At 50.2% G+C, this 24,026-nt stretch carries 23 protein-coding genes; all 23 read left to right on the top strand.

Annotation, left to right across the window (positions count from 1 at the left end; all coding sequences use genetic code 11):
• Nucleotides 1-18: 18 nt before the first annotated feature.
• Nucleotides 19-561 carry an epoxyqueuosine reductase QueH gene (locus H1S01_RS14310; protein ID WP_188041106.1) on the top strand — a complete coding sequence of 181 codons (543 nt, stop codon included), beginning with the start codon at nucleotides 19-21 and terminating at the stop codon, nucleotides 559-561.
• Between the two features lie 2 nt (nucleotides 562-563).
• Nucleotides 564-788 carry a DUF2905 domain-containing protein gene (locus H1S01_RS14305; protein WP_341479107.1) on the top strand — a complete coding sequence of 75 codons (225 nt, stop codon included), beginning with the start codon at nucleotides 564-566 and terminating at the stop codon, nucleotides 786-788.
• A gap of 60 nt (nucleotides 789-848) precedes the next feature.
• Nucleotides 849-1,607, top strand: a complete 759-nt coding sequence (gene sigI, locus H1S01_RS14300; RefSeq protein ID WP_188041105.1) for an RNA polymerase sigma factor SigI — start codon at nucleotides 849-851, stop codon at nucleotides 1,605-1,607.
• Nucleotides 1,608-1,665: 58 nt separating this feature from the next.
• A complete protein-coding gene (locus H1S01_RS14295; RefSeq protein WP_188041104.1) occupies nucleotides 1,666-2,844 on the top strand; it encodes an anti-sigma-I factor RsgI family protein in 1,179 nt (392 codons plus the stop codon).
• Between the two features lie 154 nt (nucleotides 2,845-2,998).
• Nucleotides 2,999-4,411 (top strand): SpoIID/LytB domain-containing protein, encoded by a 1,413-nt coding sequence (locus tag H1S01_RS14290; RefSeq protein WP_188041103.1) that lies wholly within the window; start codon nucleotides 2,999-3,001, stop codon nucleotides 4,409-4,411.
• A complete protein-coding gene (gene queA / locus H1S01_RS14285; RefSeq protein ID WP_188041102.1) occupies nucleotides 4,412-5,446 on the top strand; it encodes a tRNA preQ1(34) S-adenosylmethionine ribosyltransferase-isomerase QueA in 1,035 nt (344 codons plus the stop codon).
• A 133-nt stretch (nucleotides 5,447-5,579) separates the two neighbouring features.
• Nucleotides 5,580-6,704: a tRNA guanosine(34) transglycosylase Tgt gene (tgt, locus tag H1S01_RS14280; RefSeq protein WP_188041101.1), complete on the top strand. Its 1,125-nt coding sequence runs from the start codon at nucleotides 5,580-5,582 to the stop codon at nucleotides 6,702-6,704.
• 47 nt (nucleotides 6,705-6,751) lie between these two features.
• The gene (gene yajC / locus H1S01_RS14275) at nucleotides 6,752-7,015 is read left to right on the top strand and encodes a preprotein translocase subunit YajC (RefSeq protein WP_155476807.1); all 264 of its coding nucleotides are present in this window, start codon (nucleotides 6,752-6,754) and stop codon (nucleotides 7,013-7,015) included.
• Between the two features lie 166 nt (nucleotides 7,016-7,181).
• Nucleotides 7,182-7,382, top strand: a complete 201-nt coding sequence (locus tag H1S01_RS14270) for an aspartyl-phosphate phosphatase Spo0E family protein (protein WP_170291926.1) — start codon at nucleotides 7,182-7,184, stop codon at nucleotides 7,380-7,382.
• 60 nt (nucleotides 7,383-7,442) lie between these two features.
• On the top strand, nucleotides 7,443-8,105 hold the full coding sequence (locus tag H1S01_RS14265) for an HD domain-containing protein (RefSeq protein ID WP_155476809.1): 663 nt from the start codon (nucleotides 7,443-7,445) through the stop codon (nucleotides 8,103-8,105).
• Nucleotides 8,106-8,243: 138 nt separating this feature from the next.
• The gene (secD, locus tag H1S01_RS14260; RefSeq protein WP_188041100.1) at nucleotides 8,244-9,452 is read left to right on the top strand and encodes a protein translocase subunit SecD; all 1,209 of its coding nucleotides are present in this window, start codon (nucleotides 8,244-8,246) and stop codon (nucleotides 9,450-9,452) included.
• 17 nt (nucleotides 9,453-9,469) lie between these two features.
• Nucleotides 9,470-10,351, top strand: coding sequence for a protein translocase subunit SecF (gene secF / locus H1S01_RS14255; protein WP_188041099.1), 882 nt, complete (start codon nucleotides 9,470-9,472; stop codon nucleotides 10,349-10,351).
• A 115-nt stretch (nucleotides 10,352-10,466) separates the two neighbouring features.
• Nucleotides 10,467-11,369, top strand: a complete 903-nt coding sequence (locus H1S01_RS14250) for a cation diffusion facilitator family transporter (RefSeq protein WP_188041098.1) — start codon at nucleotides 10,467-10,469, stop codon at nucleotides 11,367-11,369.
• Between the two features lie 192 nt (nucleotides 11,370-11,561).
• A complete protein-coding gene (locus H1S01_RS14245) occupies nucleotides 11,562-13,766 on the top strand; it encodes a RelA/SpoT family protein (RefSeq protein ID WP_188041097.1) in 2,205 nt (734 codons plus the stop codon).
• Nucleotides 13,767-13,776: 10 nt separating this feature from the next.
• A complete protein-coding gene (dtd, locus tag H1S01_RS14240; protein ID WP_188041096.1) occupies nucleotides 13,777-14,229 on the top strand; it encodes a D-aminoacyl-tRNA deacylase in 453 nt (150 codons plus the stop codon).
• Entirely contained in the window at nucleotides 14,226-14,849 is a 624-nt protein-coding gene (locus H1S01_RS14235; RefSeq protein WP_188041095.1) for an MBL fold metallo-hydrolase, read from the top strand. Before dtd ends, H1S01_RS14235 begins: the two co-directional genes overlap by 4 nt.
• A gap of 30 nt (nucleotides 14,850-14,879) precedes the next feature.
• Complete coding sequence (gene hemZ, locus H1S01_RS14230) at nucleotides 14,880-16,460, top strand: coproporphyrinogen dehydrogenase HemZ (protein WP_188041094.1); 1,581 nt, start codon at nucleotides 14,880-14,882, stop codon at nucleotides 16,458-16,460.
• Nucleotides 16,454-17,716 (top strand): histidine--tRNA ligase, encoded by a 1,263-nt coding sequence (gene hisS / locus H1S01_RS14225; protein ID WP_188041093.1) that lies wholly within the window; start codon nucleotides 16,454-16,456, stop codon nucleotides 17,714-17,716. The genes hemZ and hisS overlap by 7 nt, the downstream gene beginning before the upstream one ends.
• Before the next feature lie 251 nt (nucleotides 17,717-17,967).
• The gene (aspS, locus tag H1S01_RS14220) at nucleotides 17,968-19,770 is read left to right on the top strand and encodes an aspartate--tRNA ligase (protein WP_188041092.1); all 1,803 of its coding nucleotides are present in this window, start codon (nucleotides 17,968-17,970) and stop codon (nucleotides 19,768-19,770) included.
• A gap of 9 nt (nucleotides 19,771-19,779) precedes the next feature.
• Nucleotides 19,780-20,553 carry a ThiF family adenylyltransferase gene (locus H1S01_RS14215; protein ID WP_188041091.1) on the top strand — a complete coding sequence of 258 codons (774 nt, stop codon included), beginning with the start codon at nucleotides 19,780-19,782 and terminating at the stop codon, nucleotides 20,551-20,553.
• 92 nt (nucleotides 20,554-20,645) lie between these two features.
• Nucleotides 20,646-20,918, top strand: coding sequence for a metal-sensitive transcriptional regulator (locus tag H1S01_RS14210; protein WP_155476817.1), 273 nt, complete (start codon nucleotides 20,646-20,648; stop codon nucleotides 20,916-20,918).
• 32 nt (nucleotides 20,919-20,950) lie between these two features.
• Nucleotides 20,951-21,280: a thioredoxin gene (gene trxA / locus H1S01_RS14205; RefSeq protein ID WP_188041090.1), complete on the top strand. Its 330-nt coding sequence runs from the start codon at nucleotides 20,951-20,953 to the stop codon at nucleotides 21,278-21,280.
• Between the two features lie 185 nt (nucleotides 21,281-21,465).
• Nucleotides 21,466-23,934 carry an EAL domain-containing protein gene (locus H1S01_RS22045; protein WP_188041089.1) on the top strand — a complete coding sequence of 823 codons (2,469 nt, stop codon included), beginning with the start codon at nucleotides 21,466-21,468 and terminating at the stop codon, nucleotides 23,932-23,934.
• Nucleotides 23,935-24,026 lie beyond the last annotated feature (92 nt).

Raw genomic sequence — 24,026 nt, 5'->3', positions numbered from 1 at the left:
CACCTGAGGTGAGCCTGCGTGAAAATACTGCTGCATACCTGCTGTGCCCCTTGTGGCATTTATCCCTTCGATCTACTTCGGCAGGAGGGGCATGAGGTGACGGCATACTTTTTTAATCCGAACATTCATCCCTATACAGAGTTTCGTCGCCGTAAGGAGACTTTAGAGGGGTATGCGCAGTCGATCGATCTGCCGCTCATCGTAGAAGGGGACTATGAACTAGAGGAGTTCCTTCGCCAGGTAGCTCCAGACCCGGCGGGCCGTTGCCCCCTTTGCTACCGACTACGATTACAAAAAACGGCCGAAAAAGCCCGGGAACTCGGAATGGACGGTTTCAGCACGACCCTGCTGATCAGCCCCTATCAGGATCATGAAGCGTTAAAGCGCCTAGGGGAAGAAATAGGGCGACGTGCGGGAGTTCCTTTTATCTATTACGATTTTCGCCCTGGATTCCGAGAAGGACAACAGCAGGCCCGGCAACAGGAATTATACCGGCAGCCATATTGCGGCTGCATCTATAGTGAAAAAGATCGGTATTACCGACCGAAAGGGAGGAAATAGCGGTGATCGATGGAGGTTCCTTTGGCAAGTGGATGATGATGGTTGGCGCAGGTTTGCTGATTTTTGGCGGCCTCTTCTGGTTGTTGAGCCAATTCATCTCCTTGGGAAAGCTGCCCGGTGATATTAGTTGGCAGAAAGGGAATGTTTCTTTCTATTTTCCCTTAGCCTCAAGCTTGCTCTTGAGCCTGATCTTGACACTGTTGTTAAACCTTTTCGGACGGAGGTAGTATTTACCCCTATAAACTGCATCCTGGACCCGAACAATTTAGTAAAAGAAGGTGGACGAATTGAGGCCCTTTGTAAGCACCATCGTCTCCGCATCAAAGCACCAAGAGCCAGAGATTCTCCTTGTTCGAGCCCAGGAAGGAGATACATTGTCCCGGGAAGCCTTGATTAAAAAATTTACTCCCTTTATCATGAGGGTCACTTCTCAAACGAGCGGTCGTTACGTCCGTTTGGGAAGTGACGACGAAGCGAGTATAGCTTTGATTGCGTTTGATGAAGCAATCACAAGTTACCGGAACGAAAAGTGTGTTTCATTTTTATCTTTTGCCGAAACGGTCATTCGTCGGCGGCTGATCGATTACTTCCGTAAAGCGACGCGGTCCCAGAAGGAGATTCCCCTTTCATCTTTTGAATACGACTCGGAAGATGAATCCGGTGAGGATACAGCCAACCGGATGGAGGTGCGGCAAGCTAAAGAAGCTTATCAGATCGAAAACGAATCGACAGACCGCCGCGACGAAATCATCCATTATAACCGATTGTTGCAGGAGTATGGCATCTCCTTCAGCGAACTGGTAGATCTGGCGCCGAAACATGAAGATGCCCGCTGTAGGGCGATTCAGGTCGCCAAGATGATCGCTGATAACCCCCAATACCGGGAATACTTGAAACTAAAAGGTTCTTTACCCCTAAAAGAGTTGGAACGGGATGTCGATGTAAGTCGCAAAACCTTAGAGCGGCAGCGCAAGTACATCATTGCGGTGACCGTGATCTTTATGGAGAATCTGGAGCATCTCAAAGGTTACATAGACAAGGAATAACCTCTGTCTATGGACCGATGCGATAGAATTTGAAGAAGATTGGGAGGGATAGGGCCAAGTGGACGAACGCGGTGTGGTAATGGAGATTCAGGGAAATGACGTGATTGTCCTTACCCCCAGCGGGGAGTTCCGGCGCGAACGCATCTCTCCGCCAGCACCTCAAATCGGTGATGAAATTCTTTTAACACCGGTCAACAAGCCTCAACTTAAGGAGAACGGAAGAGCTTCATCTGGAGGTCACCGTTCCCGCCAAGGGAGCCAGTGGTACATGACGCCGTGGAAGTGGGCATTCCCGGCGGTGGCTGCAGTATTGCTGTTCATGGTGAATGTCTTTAGCTCAGGTACCACAGGGTTACATCCCTCCCCTGAGAAACTCGCTGATAGTGAAGCCTTGCCATCCTATGTGGCTGCAGAAAACAAGATGCTTCAGGATGGAGAACCGGTCAAGTTTGTCACTATTGACATCAATCCATCGATAGAACTCGGCCTGGATGAAAATGATCGAGTCATCTCCGTCCGTTCTCTGAACCAAGATGCTGAGAAATTGCTGACTCAAAGGCAACTCCAGGGATTGCACGTGGAAGAGGCTGTGGCCTTGATCACTGACGAGGCGGTAAAGCTCGGATATCTCGCTTCTGCAAAAGATAATGCTGTCGTGATCGCTGTCACCGGACAAAACAAGGAACCTGTAGGGAACCAAACCCTCGTAACGAGGCTGCAAGTCTCGGCCCGGGCGGCCATGGAAAAGGAAAAACTCTCCGCCGACAAGGTACACATTGTCCGGGTTCCCAAGGAATCACGGGAACAAGCAGGTCAGATGGGGCTATCCGTCGGAAAATATGCCATCTATCTAGAGGCGCTAGATCGAGGGCTAAAAGTGAAACCTGACGATCTGAAAAAAGCGTCGATCACCAAAGCCATCGCCTCGGCCGGGGGAAATCCCACGGAAATCATACAAAAAGCGGTCAAAGACGAAAACCTCTCCTTAAAAGCGGAGAAGTATAAAGATGAAATCGGTAAAACGACGCCGTCGGCTGATCAACCGGTAAAGCTGGAGCCTTCTTCAGGAACAACGGATTCCTCAGACTTAAAACCGGAAGCGTCGAAGCCGGAAGACCCTCTCGATAAGACCAATCCGGTTTCCGCCTCTGAGCCGGTTCAAGGACTAAGCAAAGATAACTTATCAAACATCGGCAGTTCGGTGCTACCAGAAAAACTGAACGAAAACGGCAAATAAAAGTACCTTCAAGAGTAACCGATTATCATCCAAAGAGACTATCTCTATCGTCAGAGAGAGTCTCTTTTCTATTTCATAGCATAGACAGGAAAGTGCCACCAGATTGTCGAATTAAAGCTCCATAGTCATACCTAGAAAAGGAGACAAAATGGAGATGGCACAAACAAAGCGGTGGGGGCTTCACTGGCTTCTTATGGCATTGTTCAGTCTGATCATCACGTCAGGGATAGTGACACCGGCCGAGGCGAGAGAATTGCCGTTGCTGCGGGTGTTACTGGCGCAGCAAACATCGGCCGATGTTCGAGTAATTTCCGGTACATATCAGTGGTTTGATGAAGAAACAAATGGTATTATTGAGGATGCTGGTCAGAAGACATGGACGGCCAGTGCAGTGGGCGCCGTCATCAACCTAGCAAAAGACAACAAGGCCCTGGCCAAAAGTTTTAACGGTCCCTTACTGTTAAAAGCGGTTGGCAGCGGCGAGAATATTCTGGAGGTAAACGGCAAAAAATACCGGGGCAGCCTCCGAGTCTATCACTTGCGTTCCCAGGGGACAAACAGCTTAGCCTTGATCAACGTCATTGATATGGAATCCTACCTCTATGGCGTCGTCGGTATGGAAATCGGCAGCGGTGCCCCGGAAGAGGCGATTAAAGCGCAGGCACTTGCCTCAAGAACCTATGCGTTGCAGCAGCGAGACCGCCGGGATAGTTTTGGCTATTATTATGATGTGCAAGCTACCCAAAGCAGCCAAGTCTATCAAGGCATTGCCGGAGAAACGCCCCGGGTAACTCAACTGGTCAATGCGACACGAGGGCAGGTCGTTACATACGACGGAAAACTCATCGAAGCCGTATTTCACTCCAACAGCGGGGGACAAACGGAAGATGCTCGGTATGTATGGAATAGTGATGTCCCCTATTTACGGGGAGTTCTAGCACCGGAAGATAAATATGCTGAAGAAATGAAAGGCTCTGCAGCATTAGCCTATCACTGGCGTAAGACTATCACAGCCCGCCAGTTGGCCAACCAGACCCTTTCCCTGACCGGAAAAGATCCCGGAGATGTCAAAAGTCTACACATTGCTGAAATGAGTCCCTCTGGACGAGTGACCCGATTAGAGGTTATGGGGACAAAAGGGACCATCTCTATCGATAAAGCGAAGGTCCGTCAGCTTTTAGACACTCCATCTACCAAATTTACCATATCCGGAAGTGGGGCATCTGGCGCTGACCTTCAAGTTTTAAGTTACGGAAGTTCGGGAGTTACCAAAACGACTGTATTGACGACGGGCAGCTACCAGCTAAAATCCAGCGGGTTAGCCGTCTTAACAGCGACGGCCACAGCCATTTCTTCAGGAGGAACTAGTATCCTAGCCGGTTCGTCTTCATCGGCCGATGAATTCATCATCGACGGCTACGGCTTTGGACATGGTGTGGGCATGAGCCAATGGGGAGCCATGGGCTTGGCCAAAGCCGGAAAAAAATACAACGATATTATTGAGCATTATTACAACCAGGATCGCCGGGATAACCGGCTCCGTATCGTAGGAGATTGGGGAATTTAAATGGATGTCTCTTTGTTTGATTATGAATTACCGCCAGAGGCCATTGGCCAAACCCCGATGGAACCGCGTGATGCCTCTCGGTTAATGGTTTTAAACCGCAATAGCGGCGCGATTACCCACAGCCGGTTTTGGCAAATCGGGGACTATCTGCAACCGGGAGACGTACTGGTCGTCAACCGAACGCGAGTGATTCCGGCTCGTCTTTATGGAATAAAACGGGGCAGCAATGTGCAGGTTGAGATGGTCCTATTAACGCCGAAAGGGGACGATTGTTGGGAGACCCTTGTTCGCCCAGGTCGTCGACTCAAACCGGGCACTATCGTCGATTTCGGCGATGGTGCCTTAGCGGCTGAAATTTTGGAAACGACTGAATTCGGTGGACGCATCATCCGGTTTCACTATCAAGGAGATTTCGACCAGATCCTCGACGATGTTGGTCAGATGCCGCTCCCGCCCTATATAGAGGAACCGTTGCCCCGCGAATCGGCCGAACGATATCAAACAGTCTACAACCAGGAACGGGGCTCTGCGGCAGCACCTACAGCCGGTCTACATTTCACTCCGCGGCTTCTTGAAGAACTGCGCGAAAAAGGAATAATCATTACTTCGATTTTGCTCCATGTGGGCTTAGGTACCTTTCGTCCTGTTCAAGTGGACAAGGTCGAAGAACACCGTATGCATTCCGAGTTCTATCAAGTAGACCCGGAATCGGCCCACATCATCCAACAGGCTCGCCGGGAAGGTCGTCGAGTCATCGCCGTCGGCACCACTGCTGCTCGCACTTTGGAAACAGTGGCTGCGATGAACAACGGTGAAATCGTCGCCTCCTCCGGCTGGACAGACATCTTTATCTATCCAGGCTATGAGTTCAAAGCCCTGAGCGGATTGATAACTAATTTTCACTTACCCAAATCCACTTTGCTCATGCTCGTCTCTGCATTCGCAAGCCGAGAAAAAGTGATGAACGCCTACCATGAGGCCTTACGAGAGGGTTATCGCTTCTTTAGCTTTGGCGACGCTATGCTGATTCTCTAAGCGAAACAACCAAAGAAACAGCCATAGAGCCCCTAGCGATTGAAGCCAATATACTCCCGAATTACCACGAATATTTCAATCTTTAAATTGGTACAACTTTGCTAATGTTATCGACGAAAGGGATGACTCACCTTTGCCCCCTGTACATTATGAATTGATTAAGGAATGCCCCCGAACGAAAGCCCGGGCGGGAATTCTCCATACTCCTCATGGCTCTTTTGAAACACCGATTTTTATGCCTGTCGGTACGCAGGCTACCGTTAAAACGATGACCCCGGAAGAAGTGCGGGAACTCGGTGCCGGTATCATCTTGTCCAATACGTACCATCTGTACCTCCGCCCCGGATCGGAACTGGTGCGGCAGGCGGGAGGCCTCCATCGTTTCATGAATTGGCCCCACGGTATCTTGACCGATTCCGGCGGATATCAGGTCTTTAGTTTGGGACCGTTGCGTAAAATTACTGAGGAAGGTGTCCAATTTAAAAGCCATATCGACGGTTCGACCCATTTTTTCACGCCTGAAAAATCGATGCAAATCCAGATGGACCTAGGTGCCGATATCGCCATGGCTTTTGACGAATGTCCGCCCTACCCGGCGGAATTTGAATATGCCAAGCGGTCTCTGGAGATGACGACCCGCTGGGCGAAGCGTTGCCAAGGCGCCCATACAAGAGAGGATCAGGCGCTCTTCGGGATTACTCAAGGGGGCATGCATGCCGATCTTCGTCGAGAAAGTGCCCGTCAATTGGTCGATCTAGATTTTCCCGGCTACGGCATCGGCGGCTTGAGTGTAGGAGAACCGAAGCCGCTGATGTATGAAATGCTCGATGTGACTGTGCCCGAACTGCCGAAAAACAAGGCTCGCTACTTGATGGGGGTGGGCAGCCCCGATTGCCTGCTCGAGGGGGTTGCCCGCGGTGTGGACATGTTCGACTGTGTGCTTCCTACACGAGTGGCCCGCAACGGCCTGGCTTTTACCACTCATGGTAAAGTAGTCATCCGCAACGCTGAGTACGCCCGCGATTTTGAGCGCCTCGACCCGGAATGCGACTGCTACACTTGCCGCAACTACAGCCGGGCCTACTTACGCCATCTATATAAAGCGGAAGAGATCCTCGTGTACCGGTTGCTCACCATCCACAACCTCCATGTGCTGCTGAACCTGATGCGCAACATGCGTCAAGCCATCCTGGAGGACCGGTTCGTTGAGTACAAAAAGGCCTTCCTCGATAAGTACGGGCAGGAAAATCATTCGTAATTCTCGAACCAATGGAAGATGTTGTTTGGAAAGGAGGATAGTTGTCTATGGATTCAAGCGTATTGCTTATCTACATGGCGGTGCTCTTCGGCGCTTTCTATTTCTTATTTATTCGCCCGCAAAAAAAGGCGCAAAAAGAACATAAACAGCTTTTGGACAACCTGAAAGTCTATGATCGGGTCCTTACAGCCGGAGGTATGTACGGAACCATTACCGAAGTGGGAACAGAGATCGTCACCCTTCAAGTCGCTGAAGGCGTTCAAGTGGAATATGCCAAATCGGCCATCTTGAGAGTCGTCGAAAAAGAATAACGCCAACACAACGAACCCACCTTGTGACGAAAAAATTGCAAATTCTTTACAGTGCAGGCAGGAATTTTGTGGAATAAGTCGAATGAATAATATGGAAAAGATTCCATGTCTAACCTGGCTAAGATAAAAGATATTTGCAGTCTTATTGTCGAAGGAGGGGGCAATTTTGGATTGCACGGTTTTGTTGCGCCGGATTCATCGCAAACGTAAGGAATTGGATAAATTGGCACGGCGGTTTGATGCAAAGACGTTGACCAGTGGTGCCATTTACCGCAAGTCCTGTGAACTTGACCGCCTGATCGCAGAGTATATGCGATCAAACCGTCAGATGGAATTGGACTTTCCTGATTTGATCACCGGTCGCTGAGCAAGCCTCAGCGACCGTATTTTTCTTTATGGCCTATTACATTGCATAAGGAAGATGATAATGTCGATCACGGTCACTTTTGAAGACATCAAAGCCAATCCTGAAGTGAGGGCCTATATCGAGAAAGGAAATGAACACCTCGGTGTGCTCGGTTATACGGAACACGGCTTACGTCATGCGGCACTGGTTAGCCAACAAGCCGGCCGAATCCTTTCCCATATACAGGCAGACCCCCGTAAGGTAGAACTGGCTTGTATTGCCGGGTTTATGCATGATATCGGCAATGCCGTCAGTCGGGACAGCCACGCTCAAATCGGGGCTCTGCTGGCTCGCAGTATACTCCGGGAGATGGGGATGGACTTTGGAGAGATCGCTGAAGTCATCGCCGCTATCGGCAATCATGACGAATCGGTCGGACAAGTGATCAACATCCCGGCTGCCGCCTTGATTTTAGCGGACAAGTGTGATGTTCACTTTAAGCGTGTACGCAATAAAGAACATGCTTCTTTTGATATTCATGACCGGGTCAACTACGCTGTACGAGAATCTTCCGTGAATTTAGAAGGCCGCAATATCACCTTAGAATTGAAAACAGACTTACAAATCAGTCCGCTCATCGATTACTTCGAGATCTTTCTCCCTCGAATGGTCATGTGCCGCCGGGCTGCATCTTTCCTTGATTGCCAATTCCACTTAATAATTAACGGTGCACGATTTTTATAGTTAATATATTCAATCCAAATCTTCCTGTTTGACAAGCTTTATGACCGGGGAGTATAATTCAATTTGTGTCATATTCCCTGTTAAGGGGATACACTCGTCCGTGAATAGTGTAAAAATAGCAAGGAGGCAGCGGGCACTATGAATGCACGCAAAACGCTCCAATTGGTGGCCCTGATTTTGGTCGTGGCCATTGCTGCCGCTCTCAGTTTCACCCCGATTCAAAAGAACATGAAACTGGGGTTGGACTTGCAGGGCGGTCTTCATGTGGTCCTGCAGGGAGTAGATACTCCGGACCATAAAGTGACTCGAGATGATATGAAGCAGGTTCAAGCCATCATGGAACAGCGGGTAAACGGCTTAGGAGTTGCAGAACCGATTATCCAGGTGGAAGGCGACAACCGGTTGATTATCGAACTCCCTGGCATCTCAGACCCCGATAAAGCGATTGAACTGATCGGTAAAACGGCGGTCTTGACTTTTCGCACGGCTGACGGAAAAGTGGTCGTCGAAGGGACCGATCTGAAAGAAGCCAAAGAAGGCATGGACTCGAGAAACAATCAGCCTATCGTATCGCTGACGCTGACTTCGGAAGGGGCTAAGAAGTTTGCCGATGTTACTCGTGCTAACGTGGGCAAACAGATCGGCATCTACCTTGACAATGATATGTTACAAAATCCGAAGGTAAATGAAGCGATTACGACCGGTCAAGCTCAGATCACCGGATATGCCTCCCTCGATGAGGCCCATCGGATGGCCCTGTTGCTGAACTCAGGCGCACTGCCGGTCAAAATGGAAATGGTCGAGAAACGCACCGTTGGTCCGACATTGGGGGCGGACAGCCTGTCTAAGAGCCAAATGGCTGCTATGGTCGGTGTTGGACTCATCTTTGCATTCATGTTCCTCTATTATCGAGCCCCAGGCATTGTGGCGATCGTATCCCTCATCTTGTATTCTATCATCGTATTAGGCGCTATGGCCATGTTGCATGCCACATTGACTCTGCCAGGCATCGCTGGATTCTTATTGTCCATCGGTGTGGCCGTGGACGCGAACGTCATCATTTACGAGCGCTTAAAGGAAGAACTCCGTGCCGGCAAGACCTTACGCACAGCTATTGAAGAAGGATTTAAGCGAGCCTTCACGACGATTTTGGACTCGAACGTGACCACTTTCATCGCTGTCGCTGTTCTTTATTACTTGGGTACCGGTCCGATTCGAGGATTTGCTGTCACGCTCGGTATCGGTATTGTGGCTAGTATGTTTACGGCCATCACCTTTACCCGCTGGTTATTACGGTCCATGGTCGGCAGCGGTCTGATCAAAAACAATAAGCTGTATGGAGCCTAAAGGAGGGAAACCCGGACATGAACATCATCGGACGCCGAAAGATCTGGTATGCCATTTCATTGCTCATCATCATCCCGGGCATTATCTCCCTGCTCCTGCGCGGTCTTAATCTGGGGATTGATTTTACCGGTGGTTCCTTGTTGCAATTTCAGTTTGAAAATACGGTTACTGTTGAACAGGTTCGTAACGTCTTAGACCAGTCCCACTTGGGCAGTTCGACGATTCAGCTTTCCGATGGAAACAACGTATTCATCCGGACGAAACCGATGGACGAAGGTGAACGGAGTAAACTTGTTAACGATATCAAATCCCAAGTGGGAAACTTAACAGTCCAACGGGATGAAATCGTGGGACCGGTCATCGGGAAGGAACTAGCGCAAAAGGCTCTACTGGCCCTGGCTATCGCCAGCGTGCTGATTATCGGCTATATTACCGTTCGATTTGAGTTCAAATTTGCTATCGCCGCGATTTTAGCATTGATGCACGACGTCTTTGTCGTCGTAGGGATCTTCTCGATCTTTCAGATCGAAGTGGACAGCTCTTTTGTCGCAGCTGTGCTGACTGTCGTCGGTTACTCCATCAACGATACGATCGTCATCTTTGACCGGATTCGGGAGAACCTGAATCGGAAAAAACGGACGGAAGATTTGGAGTCGCTCGTCAACCGTTCTGTTTTAGAGACGATGACTCGTTCTATCAATACGGTGCTGCAAGTCGTCTTCGTATTGGTGGCGCTGTTGTTCTGGGGCGGAGAGACCACAAAGGTATTTACTCTGGCCATGTTGGTCGGTGTCGTCTCCGGTGCCTATTCGTCTATCTTCAATGCCAGCCCCCTGTGGTTTGACTTCAAACAATTGGAGAAGGCTCAACGGAGCAAAAATAGAGCCAAAACGGCCTAAATGGTCAGAGTGGCTTGACGAGAATGTGGGCACTCCAGGAAACTGGAGTGCTTTTCATTTTTAGTGAATATGCTACAATGGGTAATGACATGAATCTGAAAAGGGGTACTAGGTAGTGGATGAACGGCTGCAGGTGGCGAGATTATCGGTGGCTTCCAACACGGTACTCGTCATCGGCAAAGTGGCAATCGGCTGGCTGATCGGTTCTGTCAGCGTGATCTCCGAAGGGATCCATTCGGGACTGGACTTGATGGCTGCGTTGATTGCGTATTTTAGTGTGCGGGAAGCGAGTAAACCGGCCGATGAGAGCCATCATTTTGGCCATGGAAAAATTGAAAATGTGGCAGGAACCATTGAGGCTCTGTTGATTTTTATCGCTGCCCTATGGATCATTTGGGAGGCCGTTCATAAGCTGCAAGTAGGCGGTGAAGCACCCGAGGTGAGCTGGGGTGCTGTGATCATGGCCCTATCAGCAGGGGTGAACTATTTTGTTTCCTCTCGTTTGATGACTGTGGCGAAGAAGACTGAGTCGGTAGCTTTAGAAGCCGATGCGATGCATCTGCGAACCGATGTCTATACCTCTTTAGGCGTCCTCGGTGGGTTACTGTTGCTGAAGGTTACTGGCTGGTGGCTCGTCGATCCCTTGGTCGCCATCGGTGTGGCCTTACTCATCATGAAGGCTTCCTGGGATCTGCTGCATCAGGCTTTTCTGCCTTTGCTCGATTCACGGCTTCCTGAAGAAGAAGAGGAGCAAATTCAAGAACGAATCGAACGGCATGCTGCTAAATATGTAAATGTGCACGAAGTGCGGACGCGCCGTTCTGGGGCAGAACGGCATATCGATATGCATATGGTCTTTTGCAAACGACAGTCGGTAGAGGAGACTCATGAGATCTCAGATACAGTGGAGAAGGATATACAAGAACTTTATCCAAAAAGTTCTATCCTGATTCACCAGGAGCCCTGTAACGAACGGTGTGGTGAATGCAAACTTGGCAATAATCGAGGGAACCGATAACCCCCGAGTTTTCCGGGGGTTTTCTTAATCCAGATTCGGAAAAATCCTGTGAAACAAATCGATGAAAAAAGTATACCCCTTAGAAAATTATGGTACAATGATTAATACTTGCTACGTGACCAATCGGGGAGTTTACTTGCCTTTACATCATTTATCAGAGAGTTTAAGTAGCCTTTTTAGGGAGGTGACAAGATGCAGGTTACCTTGGGACAACTTTTAAAACGAGTTCAAAGTTACACACAGGCGGAGTCCGATCTGGAATTCGTCCGCCGGGCCTTTCAATATGCCGATGTCGCCCATACCGGTCAGTTGCGCAAGTCCGGGGAGCCCTACATCTACCATCCCTTGGCGGTTGCCTTTATATTGGCTGATCTAGAGCTGGACATGGCGACGATCGCCGCCGGTTTGCTCCATGATGTGGTCGAGGATACGCCGATCACATTGGAAGAATTAGAAAAAGAATTTGGTCCGGAAGTAGCCTTACTGGTCGACGGAGTCACGAAACTGAGCCGGTTGGAAGTTCGGTCAAAACAGGAACAGCAGGTGGAAAGCTTGCGCAAGATGTTCCTGGCGATGGCGAAGGATATCCGTGTCATCTTAATCAAACTGGCGGACCGGCTGCACAATATGCGGACTCTCCGTCATCAAAAGCCCGAAAAACAGCGGGAAATCGCCGAAGAGACGATTGAACTTTTTGCTCCTTTAGCCAACCGTCTGGGGATTTCCCGAATCAAGTGGGAACTGGAAGATCTGTCCCTGCGTTATCTTGAACCGGAGACTTACTATGATCTGGTCCAGCGCATCGCCACCAAGCGGGCCGAGCGAGAGGAACGCATCAACGATATCATCCAGGAACTGAGTGAAAAGCTCGAAGCGGTCGGAGTCAAAGCGGACATATCAGGACGGCCGAAGCATTTCTATTCCATCTATCGCAAGATGACAAACCAGAAAAAAGACCTTTCTGAGATTTATGACCTGATCGCCGTCCGTGTGTTGGTCGACTCGGTAAAGGATTGCTATGGCGCATTAGGCATCATCCATACGATCTGGAAGCCGATCCCTATGCGGTTTAAAGATTACATCGCTACACCGAAGACGAACATGTACCAGTCCCTCCATACGACCCTCGTCGGACCGATGGGTGAGCCTTTCGAAGTGCAGATCCGTACCTTTGAGATGCATCGCACAGCCGAGTACGGAATTGCTGCCCACTGGAAGTATAAAGAGGGCGGCAAAAGCCAGGGAACAGGCTTTGAAGAAAAGCTGGCCTGGCTCCGGCAGTTGCAAGAGTGGCAGTCCGAACAAAAAGACACGCAAACTTTTATGGAGTCTCTAAAGATAGAGTTTTTCTCCGATGCCGTATTTATCTTTACCCCCAAGGGGGATGTGATCGAACTTCCTGCCGGCTCTACACCGATCGACTTTGCATACCGGATTCACTCTAATGTGGGTCACCGCTGTATGGGAGCCAAGGTGAACGGCCGGATTGTTCCTATAGACTATAAACTGTCGAACGGTGAAATTATCGAAATTTTAACCAAGTCAACGCCTGGTCCTTCGAGAGACTGGCTGAACGTGGTTAAAACGTCCAACGCCCGGAACCGTATCCGCCAATGGTTTAAGAAAGAGAAACGGGAAGAGTTCGTCGACCGGGGAAAAGAGAGCTTAGAGCGGGAGTTGAAAAAACTCAACTTAGAACCGTCGGAAGTTCTCAAGACAGACCGGTTGATGGAAATCTCTAAGCGCTTTAATTTCCAAACTGTCGATGATGTCTATTTCGCTCTCGGCGACGGTACATTGACGAACAACCAGATTATCTCCCGGTTGAAGGAAGAACTGAAAAAGGAAAAAAAGTTCGAGGAAGAAGCTGCGGTTCCGCCAGAGGTCAAACCCTTTTCCGGCTTTGGAAAACCGTCGCAAGGTGTCCGAGTTCGTGGCGTCGACAATGTGCTGATCCGCTTTTCTCGCTGCTGCAACCCCTTACCTGGAGACGATATTCTCGGCTACATCACCAAAGGTCGAGGTGTATCGATCCATCGAAGCGACTGTGTGAACATCGTCCATATGTCCACGGAAGAAAAAGAGCGGATGGTCGAAGTCGCTTGGGACACACAATCGAATGCGACCTATCAAGTGGAGTTGGAAGTCATTTCTCTTGATCGTGTTGGGCTCACGACCGATGTGATGATCGCTGTGACCGATACGAAGACATCGATCAATTCCATCTATTCCCGGGCAACCAAAAACAAGATGGCCCAGATCAACATGGTCGTTGAAATTCGAGATATGGGTCATTTGCGCTTTATTATGGAGAAAATCAGCAAGGTGCGCGACGTGCTTGAGGTTCGCCGCTTGACGCCCAACACCAAACCAGATAAGGAATCCTTATTAGGATAGGGAGAGTACCATGCGGGCACTGATTCAGCGTGTGCTGCGAGGCAGGGTAACCGTTGAGGGACAAGAGGTCGGGGCGATCGGTCCTGGACTCGTTGTGCTTGTCGGCGTAGGTCATGGCGATACTCGCGAGGACGCCCTCTATATTGCCGACAAGATTGCCTACCTGCGCATTTTTGAAGACGATCAGGGAAAAATGAATCGTTCTGTTATCGATAGGGCCGGGGAAGTGCTGGTGGTTAGTCAGTTCACCTTATACGGCGATTGCCGGAAGGGGCGGCGCCCTAGCTTTACTACGGCCGCACCGCCTGAAGTGGCTCGGGAACGGGTCGATGAAGTGGTGAACCATCTTCGCACATTAAAGGTACCGGTCGCTACCGGTCAGTTTCAAGCTCATATGGTCGTAGAAATCATCAATGACGGACCCGTCACCATGTGGGTGGAAGGAAGGGGCAGCGAAACGTGATCATTCGTTCCATGGAAACGGGTATGTTGGGGGCCAACTGTTATCTAGTCATCTGTGAAGAGACGAAAGAGGCAGCGATCATCGACCCCGGCGACGAGGGAGAACGAATCCTCAACCGGGTTAACGAAGAAAAGGCGAAAGTGGTCGCCATCATCAATACCCACGGTCATGGTGACCATATCGGCGCTAACCGGTTTCTGAAGGAAGCAACCGGTGCTCCCTTGATGTGCCATGAAAAAGATGCCCCTAAGTTGGCCGAAGCCGGGAAGAATCTATCCCTCTATATCGGTGTTCCCATCAGCAGCCCACCTCCAGACCGCCTTTTGCAGGAAGGCGATATCATCGAAATCGGTAGCACCATACGACTCGAAGTGCTCCATACGCCTGGACATACGGTCGGTGGTATCTGTCTGAAAGGGGACGGAGTCGTTTTTACAGGCGATACATTGTTTGCCGGATCGATAGGCCGGACTGATTTCCCTGGCGGCTCCTTTGAGGAGATCATCAGGTCCATAAACACAAAATTGCTCAATCTTCCGGAGCCCACGGTGGTCTATTCCGGTCACGGTCCTACGTCGACCATTGGTGAGGAGAAGCGCAGCAATCCATTTTTGACATAAAAGGCTACCAGAAGAAAGGGAGTGTCTTCGATGAACGTCCACTTGCGGGGGAGAGCCCAGGGATTTGGGGTGACCTTGCAAGAGGTTCTGTGGCTTTTTTTTCCTGAGGCAAAGATTTGCGAGCACGAGTTAGACCCGAAAGAGCTAAGGCTGATAAAGGCCTTTGAAAACAATTCCGATGGCGATAGCCCCATTGATGGCTCTTTCGTTACAAATAAGCTGGAGACCGGTGAATCGACGGCATGGTTAGTCTTTGAAGATAGCAGCGAACCATCTGGAACGGTGATTGAAGCCACCTTTTGGATGGACGGTAAAGCGGGTCGGGGAAAGGCCAGCCTCTCTTCAACAGTTCCTGAAGAAGAAGAGAACGATCGGCGGCGGGTATCGAAACTGGCTTTGCTCCGGGCTTTAGAAGACTATACCGGTAAGTTGACTAACCAATGGGGAATTCTCACGGGCGTGCGGCCGACGAAAATCGTTCACCGACGGTTGGACAAGGGTATTCCATCAGATAACATCGCCGATGAACTCACTCGGGACTATGCGGTTCATCCCGAGAAGACGAGCCTACTGATCGACATCGCCCAGAGGCAGCGGCCTTTTTTTTATCATAGACCTAAAGACCGGAATAAAGTAGGGGTCTATATCGGCGTCCCTTTTTGTCCGACCCGGTGCCTCTATTGTTCCTTTCCCGGCTATGAACTGAAAAAGTATAAAAAATGGGTGGAGCCTTTTTGGTCGTCGCTGCTCTTGGAAGTGGAACAAGTAGGCAAGGCTTTGGTGAAGGCAGGTCAACAGGTGGAGCATATCTATGTGGGCGGTGGTACGCCTACATCGTTGAATCTTGAGATGCTAAAAGGGCTCCTCCAACACGTACAGGAGTACCTTTGCGGCCCTGAGACTGTTGAATTTACTGTCGAGGCGGGAAGGCCCGATACCCTCGATCCGGCGAAGTTAGAAGCTATGAATGCCCACGGAGTTAACCGCTTAAGCATCAATCCACAGTCGATGAATGCGTCCACCTTAGAACGGATTGGCCGCTGTCATCGTCCGGAAGAGGTCGAAAAGACTGTTGCCCTGGCCAAAAAGATGGGATTTCCCATCATCAATATGGACGTGATCATCGGACTGCCGGGAGAGACGGCGGCGACGGTAAACGAAACGATGGAAAGAATCGCCGTCTTACAGCCGGAGAACGTGACAGTACACACGATGGCTCTCAAACGGGCATCTCGTCTAACGGCGGAAAAAGACCAGTGGGCGCTGCCGCCGGAGGAAGAGGTAGCCTCCATGCTCGAAGTGACGAAGAAAGCTGCCCGGAATCTGGGGTTGGTTCCCTACTATATGTACCGGCAAAAACGCATTTTGGCCAATATGGAGAATGTGGGCTATGCACTACCTGGAAAGGAGTGCATTTACAATATTCAAGTCATGGAAGAACGCCAAACCATCTGGGGTATCGGTGCAGGCGCGGCGACGAAAATCATCCGCCCCGACGATGCCGTCATGTTGGATTCATGGCATAATCCGAAAGATCCGATGAACTATGTAGAGCGCATACAGGAGATCATCCGGCGCAAAACAGAACAACTGGAGGGAAAGACATGCTGACCAGCGCTCCGCGCGGGACAAAAGATATTCTTCCCGGGCAGTCCCGCCATTGGCAGATGATTGAGGGAACCATTCGCCAGATTTGCCGGGAATATGGTTATGAGGAGATCCGGTCCCCTATTTTCGAACACAGTGAGGTCTTCCATCGCGGTGTCGGTGAAACGACCGACATCGTCCAGAAAGAGACCTATGATTTTCAGGACCGGGGCGGACGCGACTTGACGCTGCGCCCGGAAGGCACAGCACCAACTGTCCGGGCCCTACTCGAACATAAACTCTATGCCGGTCCCTTACCGGTAAAAGTCTACTACATTGGCCCCATGTTTCGCTTTGGCCGTCCCCAAGCGGGACGTCTGCGGCAGTTTCACCAGTTTGGCATCGAAGTCTTTGGCTCAGCAAGCCCCCGCGTCGATGCGGAAGTTATCGCTATGGCCATGGACTTCTACCAACGGCTGGGGCTAAAAAATCTGCAGCTTCTGCTTAACTCCATTGGCTGCCCCAAGTGCCGCCCCGGACATCGCCAAGCACTGCAGGAATTTTTGCAGCCAAGAGCGAGCGAACTCTGCGGCGACTGCCAGAAGCGGTTGGACCGGAATCCTATGCGGGTCCTCGACTGCAAAAACGAACGCTGTCAGGAACTCTCTCAGGGAGCCCCGACGACGGTCGGATACCTTTGTGACGAATGTGCCGACCACTTCGCTTCCGTCAAAGAACTGTTGGAAGCAGCCGGTGTGGAATACACCTTGGATGACCGGCTCGTTCGCGGCCTTGATTACTATAACAAAACCGCTTTCGAAATCGTCTCCACCGACATCGGCGCCCAGTCCTCCATCGGTGGCGGCGGCCGTTACGATAACCTAGTCGAAACCCTCGGCGGCCCCTCTGTCCCAGGCATCGGCTTCGGCCTTGGCCTCGAGCGGGTACTGCTTACCATGGAAAACCAAGGCCTCTTGGAGAGTGACAGCCGGGAACTGCGGAACATCTTCATCGCCATGGCTGGTGAAGGAACAGCTCCCGTCGCTTTCGGACTCGCTCAGACCTTGCGCAAAAAAGGCCTTTCTGTCGAACTGGACTACCTCGAACGCTCCCTGAAAGCACAGATGAAAACAGCTGACCGCTTCCACGCTCCCTACGTCGTCATCGTCGGTCAAGGTGAAGTGGAACGGGGCGTCATCACCGTTCGGACGATGGGAACGGGAGAGCAGAGAGAGATTCCGCTTGAGGAAGCTCCAGAAATTCTTTCCGGGCTTTTTTAAGCAGAAACTAATAATTTCTATCAGACAATGACAATTTTATTGTATTTACAACGGTTTACATGCAGAAAAACCCAGAGGTTTGGCCCGTCCGCGAAGCAACCAAGCGAACAGCCGCGAAACCCTTAGCGAATGAAGTCAATACACTCCCCCGCCTTAGCAAAATTTCTTTTTTTCTGGTATTATTACGATAAAATATCTTTTTGAATGACCATTAAGACTGCCAAAGAAAGAAAGGACGAAGTAACCACACCATGGCTGATATGATGTTAGGAATGAAACGTTCCCACCCGTGTGGGGAATTGCGTAAAGAAAACACAGGATCTCAAGTAACCCTCATGGGCTGGGTCCAGCGCCGCCGAGACCATGGCGGGCTGATTTTTGTTGACCTTCGGGACCGTTCCGGACTCGTTCAGGTCGTCTTCAGCCCTGAAGTGGGACAAGAAGCCTTCAAAAAAGCGGAAAGTGTCCGCAACGAATATGTCCTCGCTGTCACCGGCGATGTAAAAGCCCGCCCGGAAGGTACGATCAACGCCAACCTTCCGACTGGTGAAGTCGAGGTCTATGCTCGCCAACTGCTGATCTTAAACTCGGCCAAAACACCGCCATTCTACATCGAAGATGACGTCGATGTCGATGAGATGGTCCGTCTTAAATACCGCTATTTAGACCTGCGCCGGCCGGAAATGCAGCGCAATCTCATCGTCCGCCATAAGACGGCCAAAGCCATGCGCGATTTCCTGGATCGCAACGGTTTTTTAGAAATTGAAACACCGATGTTGATCAACTCCACCCCTGAAGGCGCCCGCGATTTCCTCGTTCCCAGCCGGGTGCATCCGGGAGAATTTTTTGCCCTGCCTCAATCGCCCCAAATTTATAAGCAGATTTTGATGGTCTCCGGCATGGAGCGGTACTTCCAGATCGTCCGCTGCTTCCGTGACGAAGATCTGCGGGCCGATCGTCAACCGGAATTTACCCAACTAGATATCGAAATGTCCTTTGTCGAAATGGATGACATCCTGTCGCTAATGGAGAAAATGGTCTCCTTTATCTTCAAAGAAGCGCTGGGCAAAGAGATTCCTGCTTCCTTCCGCCGCATTCCCTACAGCGAAGCAATGGGACGCTATGGTTCGGACAAACCGGATCTGCGCTTTGGCCTCGAGTTGACCGATGTCACTGACGTCGTAAAGGATGTAGAGTTCAAAGTATTTGCTGCCGTGGCCAAAGGCGGCGGCCAAATCAAAGGGATTAACGCCAAAGGCTGCGCCCACTTCTCCCGGAAAGAAATTGACGAATTGACAAAACTGACGGCCATCTACGGTGCCAAAGGATTAGCCTATATTCAGATGACACCGGAAGGTCCTAAATCGCCCATCTCAAAGTTCTTTACGGAAGAACAGTTTGCCGCTTTGTTGCAAACGATGCAAGCGGAAACAGGCGACTTGCTTATGTTCGTGGCAGACAAGCCCTCCGTCGTTGCCGCTGCACTGGGCAACTTGCGTTTGGAACTAGGACGCCGTCTGAACCTCATCGACCCGGAAAAACTCGAATTTGCATGGGTCGTAGACTTCCCGCTGCTTGAATATGATGCGGAAGAGAAGCGCTATGTAGCCATTCACCATCCATTTACCTCGCCGAAAGACGAAGACCTGCCGCTGCTGGACAGCGATCCGTCGAAAGTCCGGGCCAAAGCTTATGATTTGGTCCTAAACGGGGTAGAATTAGGAGGTGGATCCCTGCGAATTTATCATCGGGATATTCAAGAGAAGATGTTTTCGCTTCTCGGATTCAGTCAGGAAGAAGCCAACCAGAAATTCGGTTATCTGCTGGAAGCTTTTGAATACGGCACACCACCCCATGGCGGCATCGCTTTTGGACTTGACCGGATGATCATGCTCATGATGGGTCGTGACACGATCCGTGACGTCATCGCATTCCCCAAAACCCAGTCCGCATCGGATCTTATGGTTGGAGCGCCAAATACAGTTTCCCCGAAACAACTGAAGGAACTGCACATCAAGTTGGATCTCCCTGCGAAACTAGCAGGGAAGAAATAAGGATAAACCGTGAAACAGCACGTCTTTTCTCGAACTGAGCTACTCATCGGCGAAAGCGGAATTCAAGCGCTAGCCAATGCCAAGGTTGCCGTCTTTGGCATTGGCGGTGTCGGTTCTTATACCGTGGAAGCTTTGGCCCGCTGCGGCATTGGTCATCTGGTGCTCATCGATCACGATGACATTTGTTTGACCAACATAAACCGGCAGATTCACGCTCTCCACTCGACCGTGGGCGAAGTAAAGGTGGAAGTTATGGCGGCGAGGGTACGGGACATCAACCCGAAAGCTCGAATTGACTGTTACCGCCGCTTTTACGGGGTCGAAGAAGGGGAAGAGATTATCACACCGGACCTGGATTACGTCGTTGACGCCATCGACACGGTCAAAGGCAAGTTGACCATTATCCAAAAAGCCAAGGCGGTCAACGTGCCTGTAGTAAGTGCATTAGGAGCGGGGAATAAACTCGATCCGACTCGTTTATCAGTTGCCGACATTTTTAAAACATCGATGGACCCCCTTGCCAAGGTGATGCGCAAGGAATTGCGCCGTTTGGGAATCGATAAGCTTAAAGTCGTCTATTCCACCGAACCCCCCTTACCCCCGCAAGGTGAGGTGGCTTGTGCTGAAAACTGTGTTTGCCCCAATCCAGATACAGAGTTCGGCGCCACATGCCTGAAAAAACGTCAAATCCCGGGAAGCATCTCTTTTGTACCATCGGTGGCCGGCCTCATCCTAGCTTCTGTCGTTGTTAGAGATATTCTAGACAAGGAACGACAAGATTAATGTATCCATTGCTACCGTCCGTTGACAACCGGCACATACCCCGCTATAATTAAGTTGCATACCCGGTATGGGTATCTAGACTGGGGGTGGTGATGCTGGACTGCACGCATTCGAAAGAAGCCTTAATCCGGCGTCTCAAGAAAATTGAAGGCCAGATTAAAGGCATCCAGAAGATGATCGCTGATGACAAGGCCTGCTTAGATTTGCTCGTCCAAGTCGCGGCGGCAAAAGCAGCTATTAATCGTGTAGGTACGCTGATCATAATGAACCATAGTCGCAAATGTCTGCAGAATGTCCCCCTTTCTAGTGACCAGGAAAAAGCTCTGGAAGAATTGGTTGATGTTCTTGCGAAATTCACCAAATAGGTGAGTGAAGTTTCAAAAGGAGATGGAATTCGATGGCGAGTGAAAACGTATTGGTCCTCAGTGATGAAAACTTCCGGTCTTCCGTACTTGAATCAGAAAAACCTGTTCTCGTTGACTTCTGGGCAGCCTGGTGCGGTCCTTGCAAAATGATTGCCCCTATCGTCGAAGAAGTAGCTGCTGAAATGGCTGGTAAAGCTGCTGTAGGCAAGCTAAATGTCGATGAAAACCGCCAGATCGCTGCCGAATACGGCATCATGTCCATTCCTACGCTGATGGTCTTTAAGAATGGACAGGTTGTTGACAAAGCCATTGGTTACAAGAACAAGGCTGAGTTAGTGAAACTGTTGGAAAAGCACATCTAATCAGCACATATATTCGTTTTTACAGGCCGGGGATAGTTCCCCGGCTTTTTATTGTTTAAAGAGTAATCAATATTTCACCATTTCTTCCTCATGTCCTTGACAGGGTTGCTGAGTCGCTTAGATAATGTAAGTAAGCCATAAACGGAGTTCGTGTTTACATTTGCGTCTTACACGAAAGGAAACGTATGGGGAATAACAAAAACCAAACCAATCGTCCGCTCATCCTTGTGGCTGACGACGATCGGGCCATGAGACTCGTTTTGAGGCGTGCCTTGGAGCGGGATGGTTATTCTGTCATTGAGGCGGGAGACGGCAAAGAAGCATTGCTTGTCTACGAACAATACCGACCGGAATTGGTCCTCATGGATGTGGTCATGCCTGAGATGGACGGTTTTACGGCTTTGGCCCATCTTCAAGACCAACCAGGCGGTAAAGTCCCCGTACTGATGATCACCGGGCTGGATGATGACAGTTCTGTTGAACAGGCTTTTCAGGCAGGGGCTATCGATTACATCACCAAACCGATTCACTGGGCCGTCCTCCGCCAGCGTGTTCGGCGTTTGATCGAAGCTCAACGGATGGAACAAGAGCTTATGGCTCGAGAAACTCAACTAAGAGCTATCGCATCTGCCCTTGGAGAAGGGTTGTATGTGATTGACGCGGAAGGTGGCCTGACCTTTCTGAATCCGGAAGGAGAAAGAATTCTCGGGTGGACCCTTCAGGAACTTTCCGGAAAATACATCCATGATATCATCTACCGTAAACATATCGACGGTAGCGCCATCGAAGCGGAAGACTGCCCTATCTTGAAAACGACCCGCTCAGGAAACACCTATCGCAGCGATGAGGATTACTTCACCCGCAAAGACGGTGCCGTCTTTCCCGTCTCCCTGGTTTCGACACCGCTGATGGTCAACGATAAAATTAGCGGCGCCGTAGCTGTTTTTCAGGATATCAGCGAGCGAAAAAAGGTGGAGGAACAGCTGAGGTTGGCCTCCAACGTCTTTGAAAACACTACGGAAGGGATCTTGGTGACCGATCAAGAGGGATACATTCAATCGGTAAACCCTGCCTTTACCATTTCTACCGGATACAGTTTCGAAGAAGTGAACGGAAAGAAACCGAACATCTTCCAATCAGGTCGCCATAATCCTGAGTTTTATAAACAATTATGGTCTTCGCTATTAAAAACAGGCCGGTGGCAGGGCGAGATCTGGAATCGGAGGAAAAACGGCGAGCTATATGCCGCCTGGCTGACGATCAGTGCCATTTGCGATGATTTGGGACGGGCAACCCATTATGCAGCCGTATTTAGCGATATCACCGAGCATAAACAAGCTCAGGATTTAATCAAACATCAAGCCTACCACGACGCTTTGACCGATCTGCCGAACCGATTGCTTTTTATTGACCGGCTCACGCAGGCCCTTGCCCATGCAGGACGAAACCATCACATGTTAGCGGTTTTGTTTTTGGATTTAGACCGTTTTAAGGTGATCAATGATACTTTTGGGCACGCCGTCGGTGATCAACTCCTTCAAGGGGTAGCCCGGAGATTGCGCAATTCAGTCCGCGAAAGCGATACGGTCGCTCGTTTGGGCGGTGATGAATTCACCGTCTTGCTGCCTCAGATCGGGAACGTAGAGGACGCGGCGAAAGTGGCCCAAAAAATATTATCATCTCTCCGTCAGCCCTGGCTCTTCTCGGGACAGCAGTTCTGCACGACCACCAGCATCGGGATTGCTGTTTTTCCGACCGATGGGGAAGAAGCAGACAGCTTGATGAAGAATGCCGACGCGGCCATGTACCGGGCGAAGGAACAAGGCAGAAACAATTATCAACTGTATACACCAGCTCTCAATGCCTGGGCTTTTGAGCGTCTGGCTATGGAAAACCGCCTCCGTCATGCTTTGGAACAAAATGAATTTGTCCTTTATTATCAGCCAAAAGTGGATGCTCACAGCCATGTGCCGGTTGCTGTCGAGGCGTTGATCCGGTGGCAGCATCCCGACATCGGTATCGTCTCTCCCACTGAGTTTTTACGTTTAGCTGAAGATTCTGGCTTGATCGTTCCCATTGGGGAATGGTGCTTGCGCACGGCTTGTGAACAGCTGAGATCTTGGCTGGATGAGGGGAACAGCCCTGTTAAACTGGCGATCAACTTGTGTGGGAGACAGATACAGTACACCCAATTAGACTCGATGGTCAAAGATGTCTTAGAGGCCACGAGAATTCCACCCAATTTGGTGGAATTGGAGATTGGGGAAGAAATGGTTCTGCAGTATGAAGAATCGGCCCTGACGGTTCTGAACCAGTTAAAGTCTGCCGGAGTTAATATCGTCATTGAGCAGTTCGGAAAGAACTGTTCGCGGATTCCTCTCTTGCAAAGCCTCCCTGTGAGTACATTGAAGATCGATCCTTCCTTCGTTTGTGACCTAGTCTCTAATCATCATCACCGGGAATTGATTCAAGGTTTTTCTGCCTTGGCTCATAGCTTGCATATGAAAATTGCTGCCGAAGGTGTAGGCTCCCTTGAACAGGTCGAATTTTTGCGCTCCGTCGGTTGTGACGAGCTACAGGGATATTATTTTAGTGATCCTGTACCGGCTACAGAGATTCCGCAAATGTTCGAGAAAGGTCCCGTCGCTTTATAACATTGGAAAAACAGGTTTTCAATGTGCGTAAAAATGAATATAAGATGAAAAGATTATTTTGGGCAGGACTTGTTGTGAAAAGAACATGTCCT

The organism is Heliobacterium chlorum (genome assembly GCF_014502795.1).
In the GTDB taxonomy this organism is placed as follows: Bacteria; Bacillota; Desulfitobacteriia; order Heliobacteriales; family Heliobacteriaceae; genus Heliobacterium; species Heliobacterium chlorum.
The sequence above is the reverse complement of the archived record's forward strand: the minus strand, read 5'-3'. Positions and strand labels throughout refer to the sequence as shown.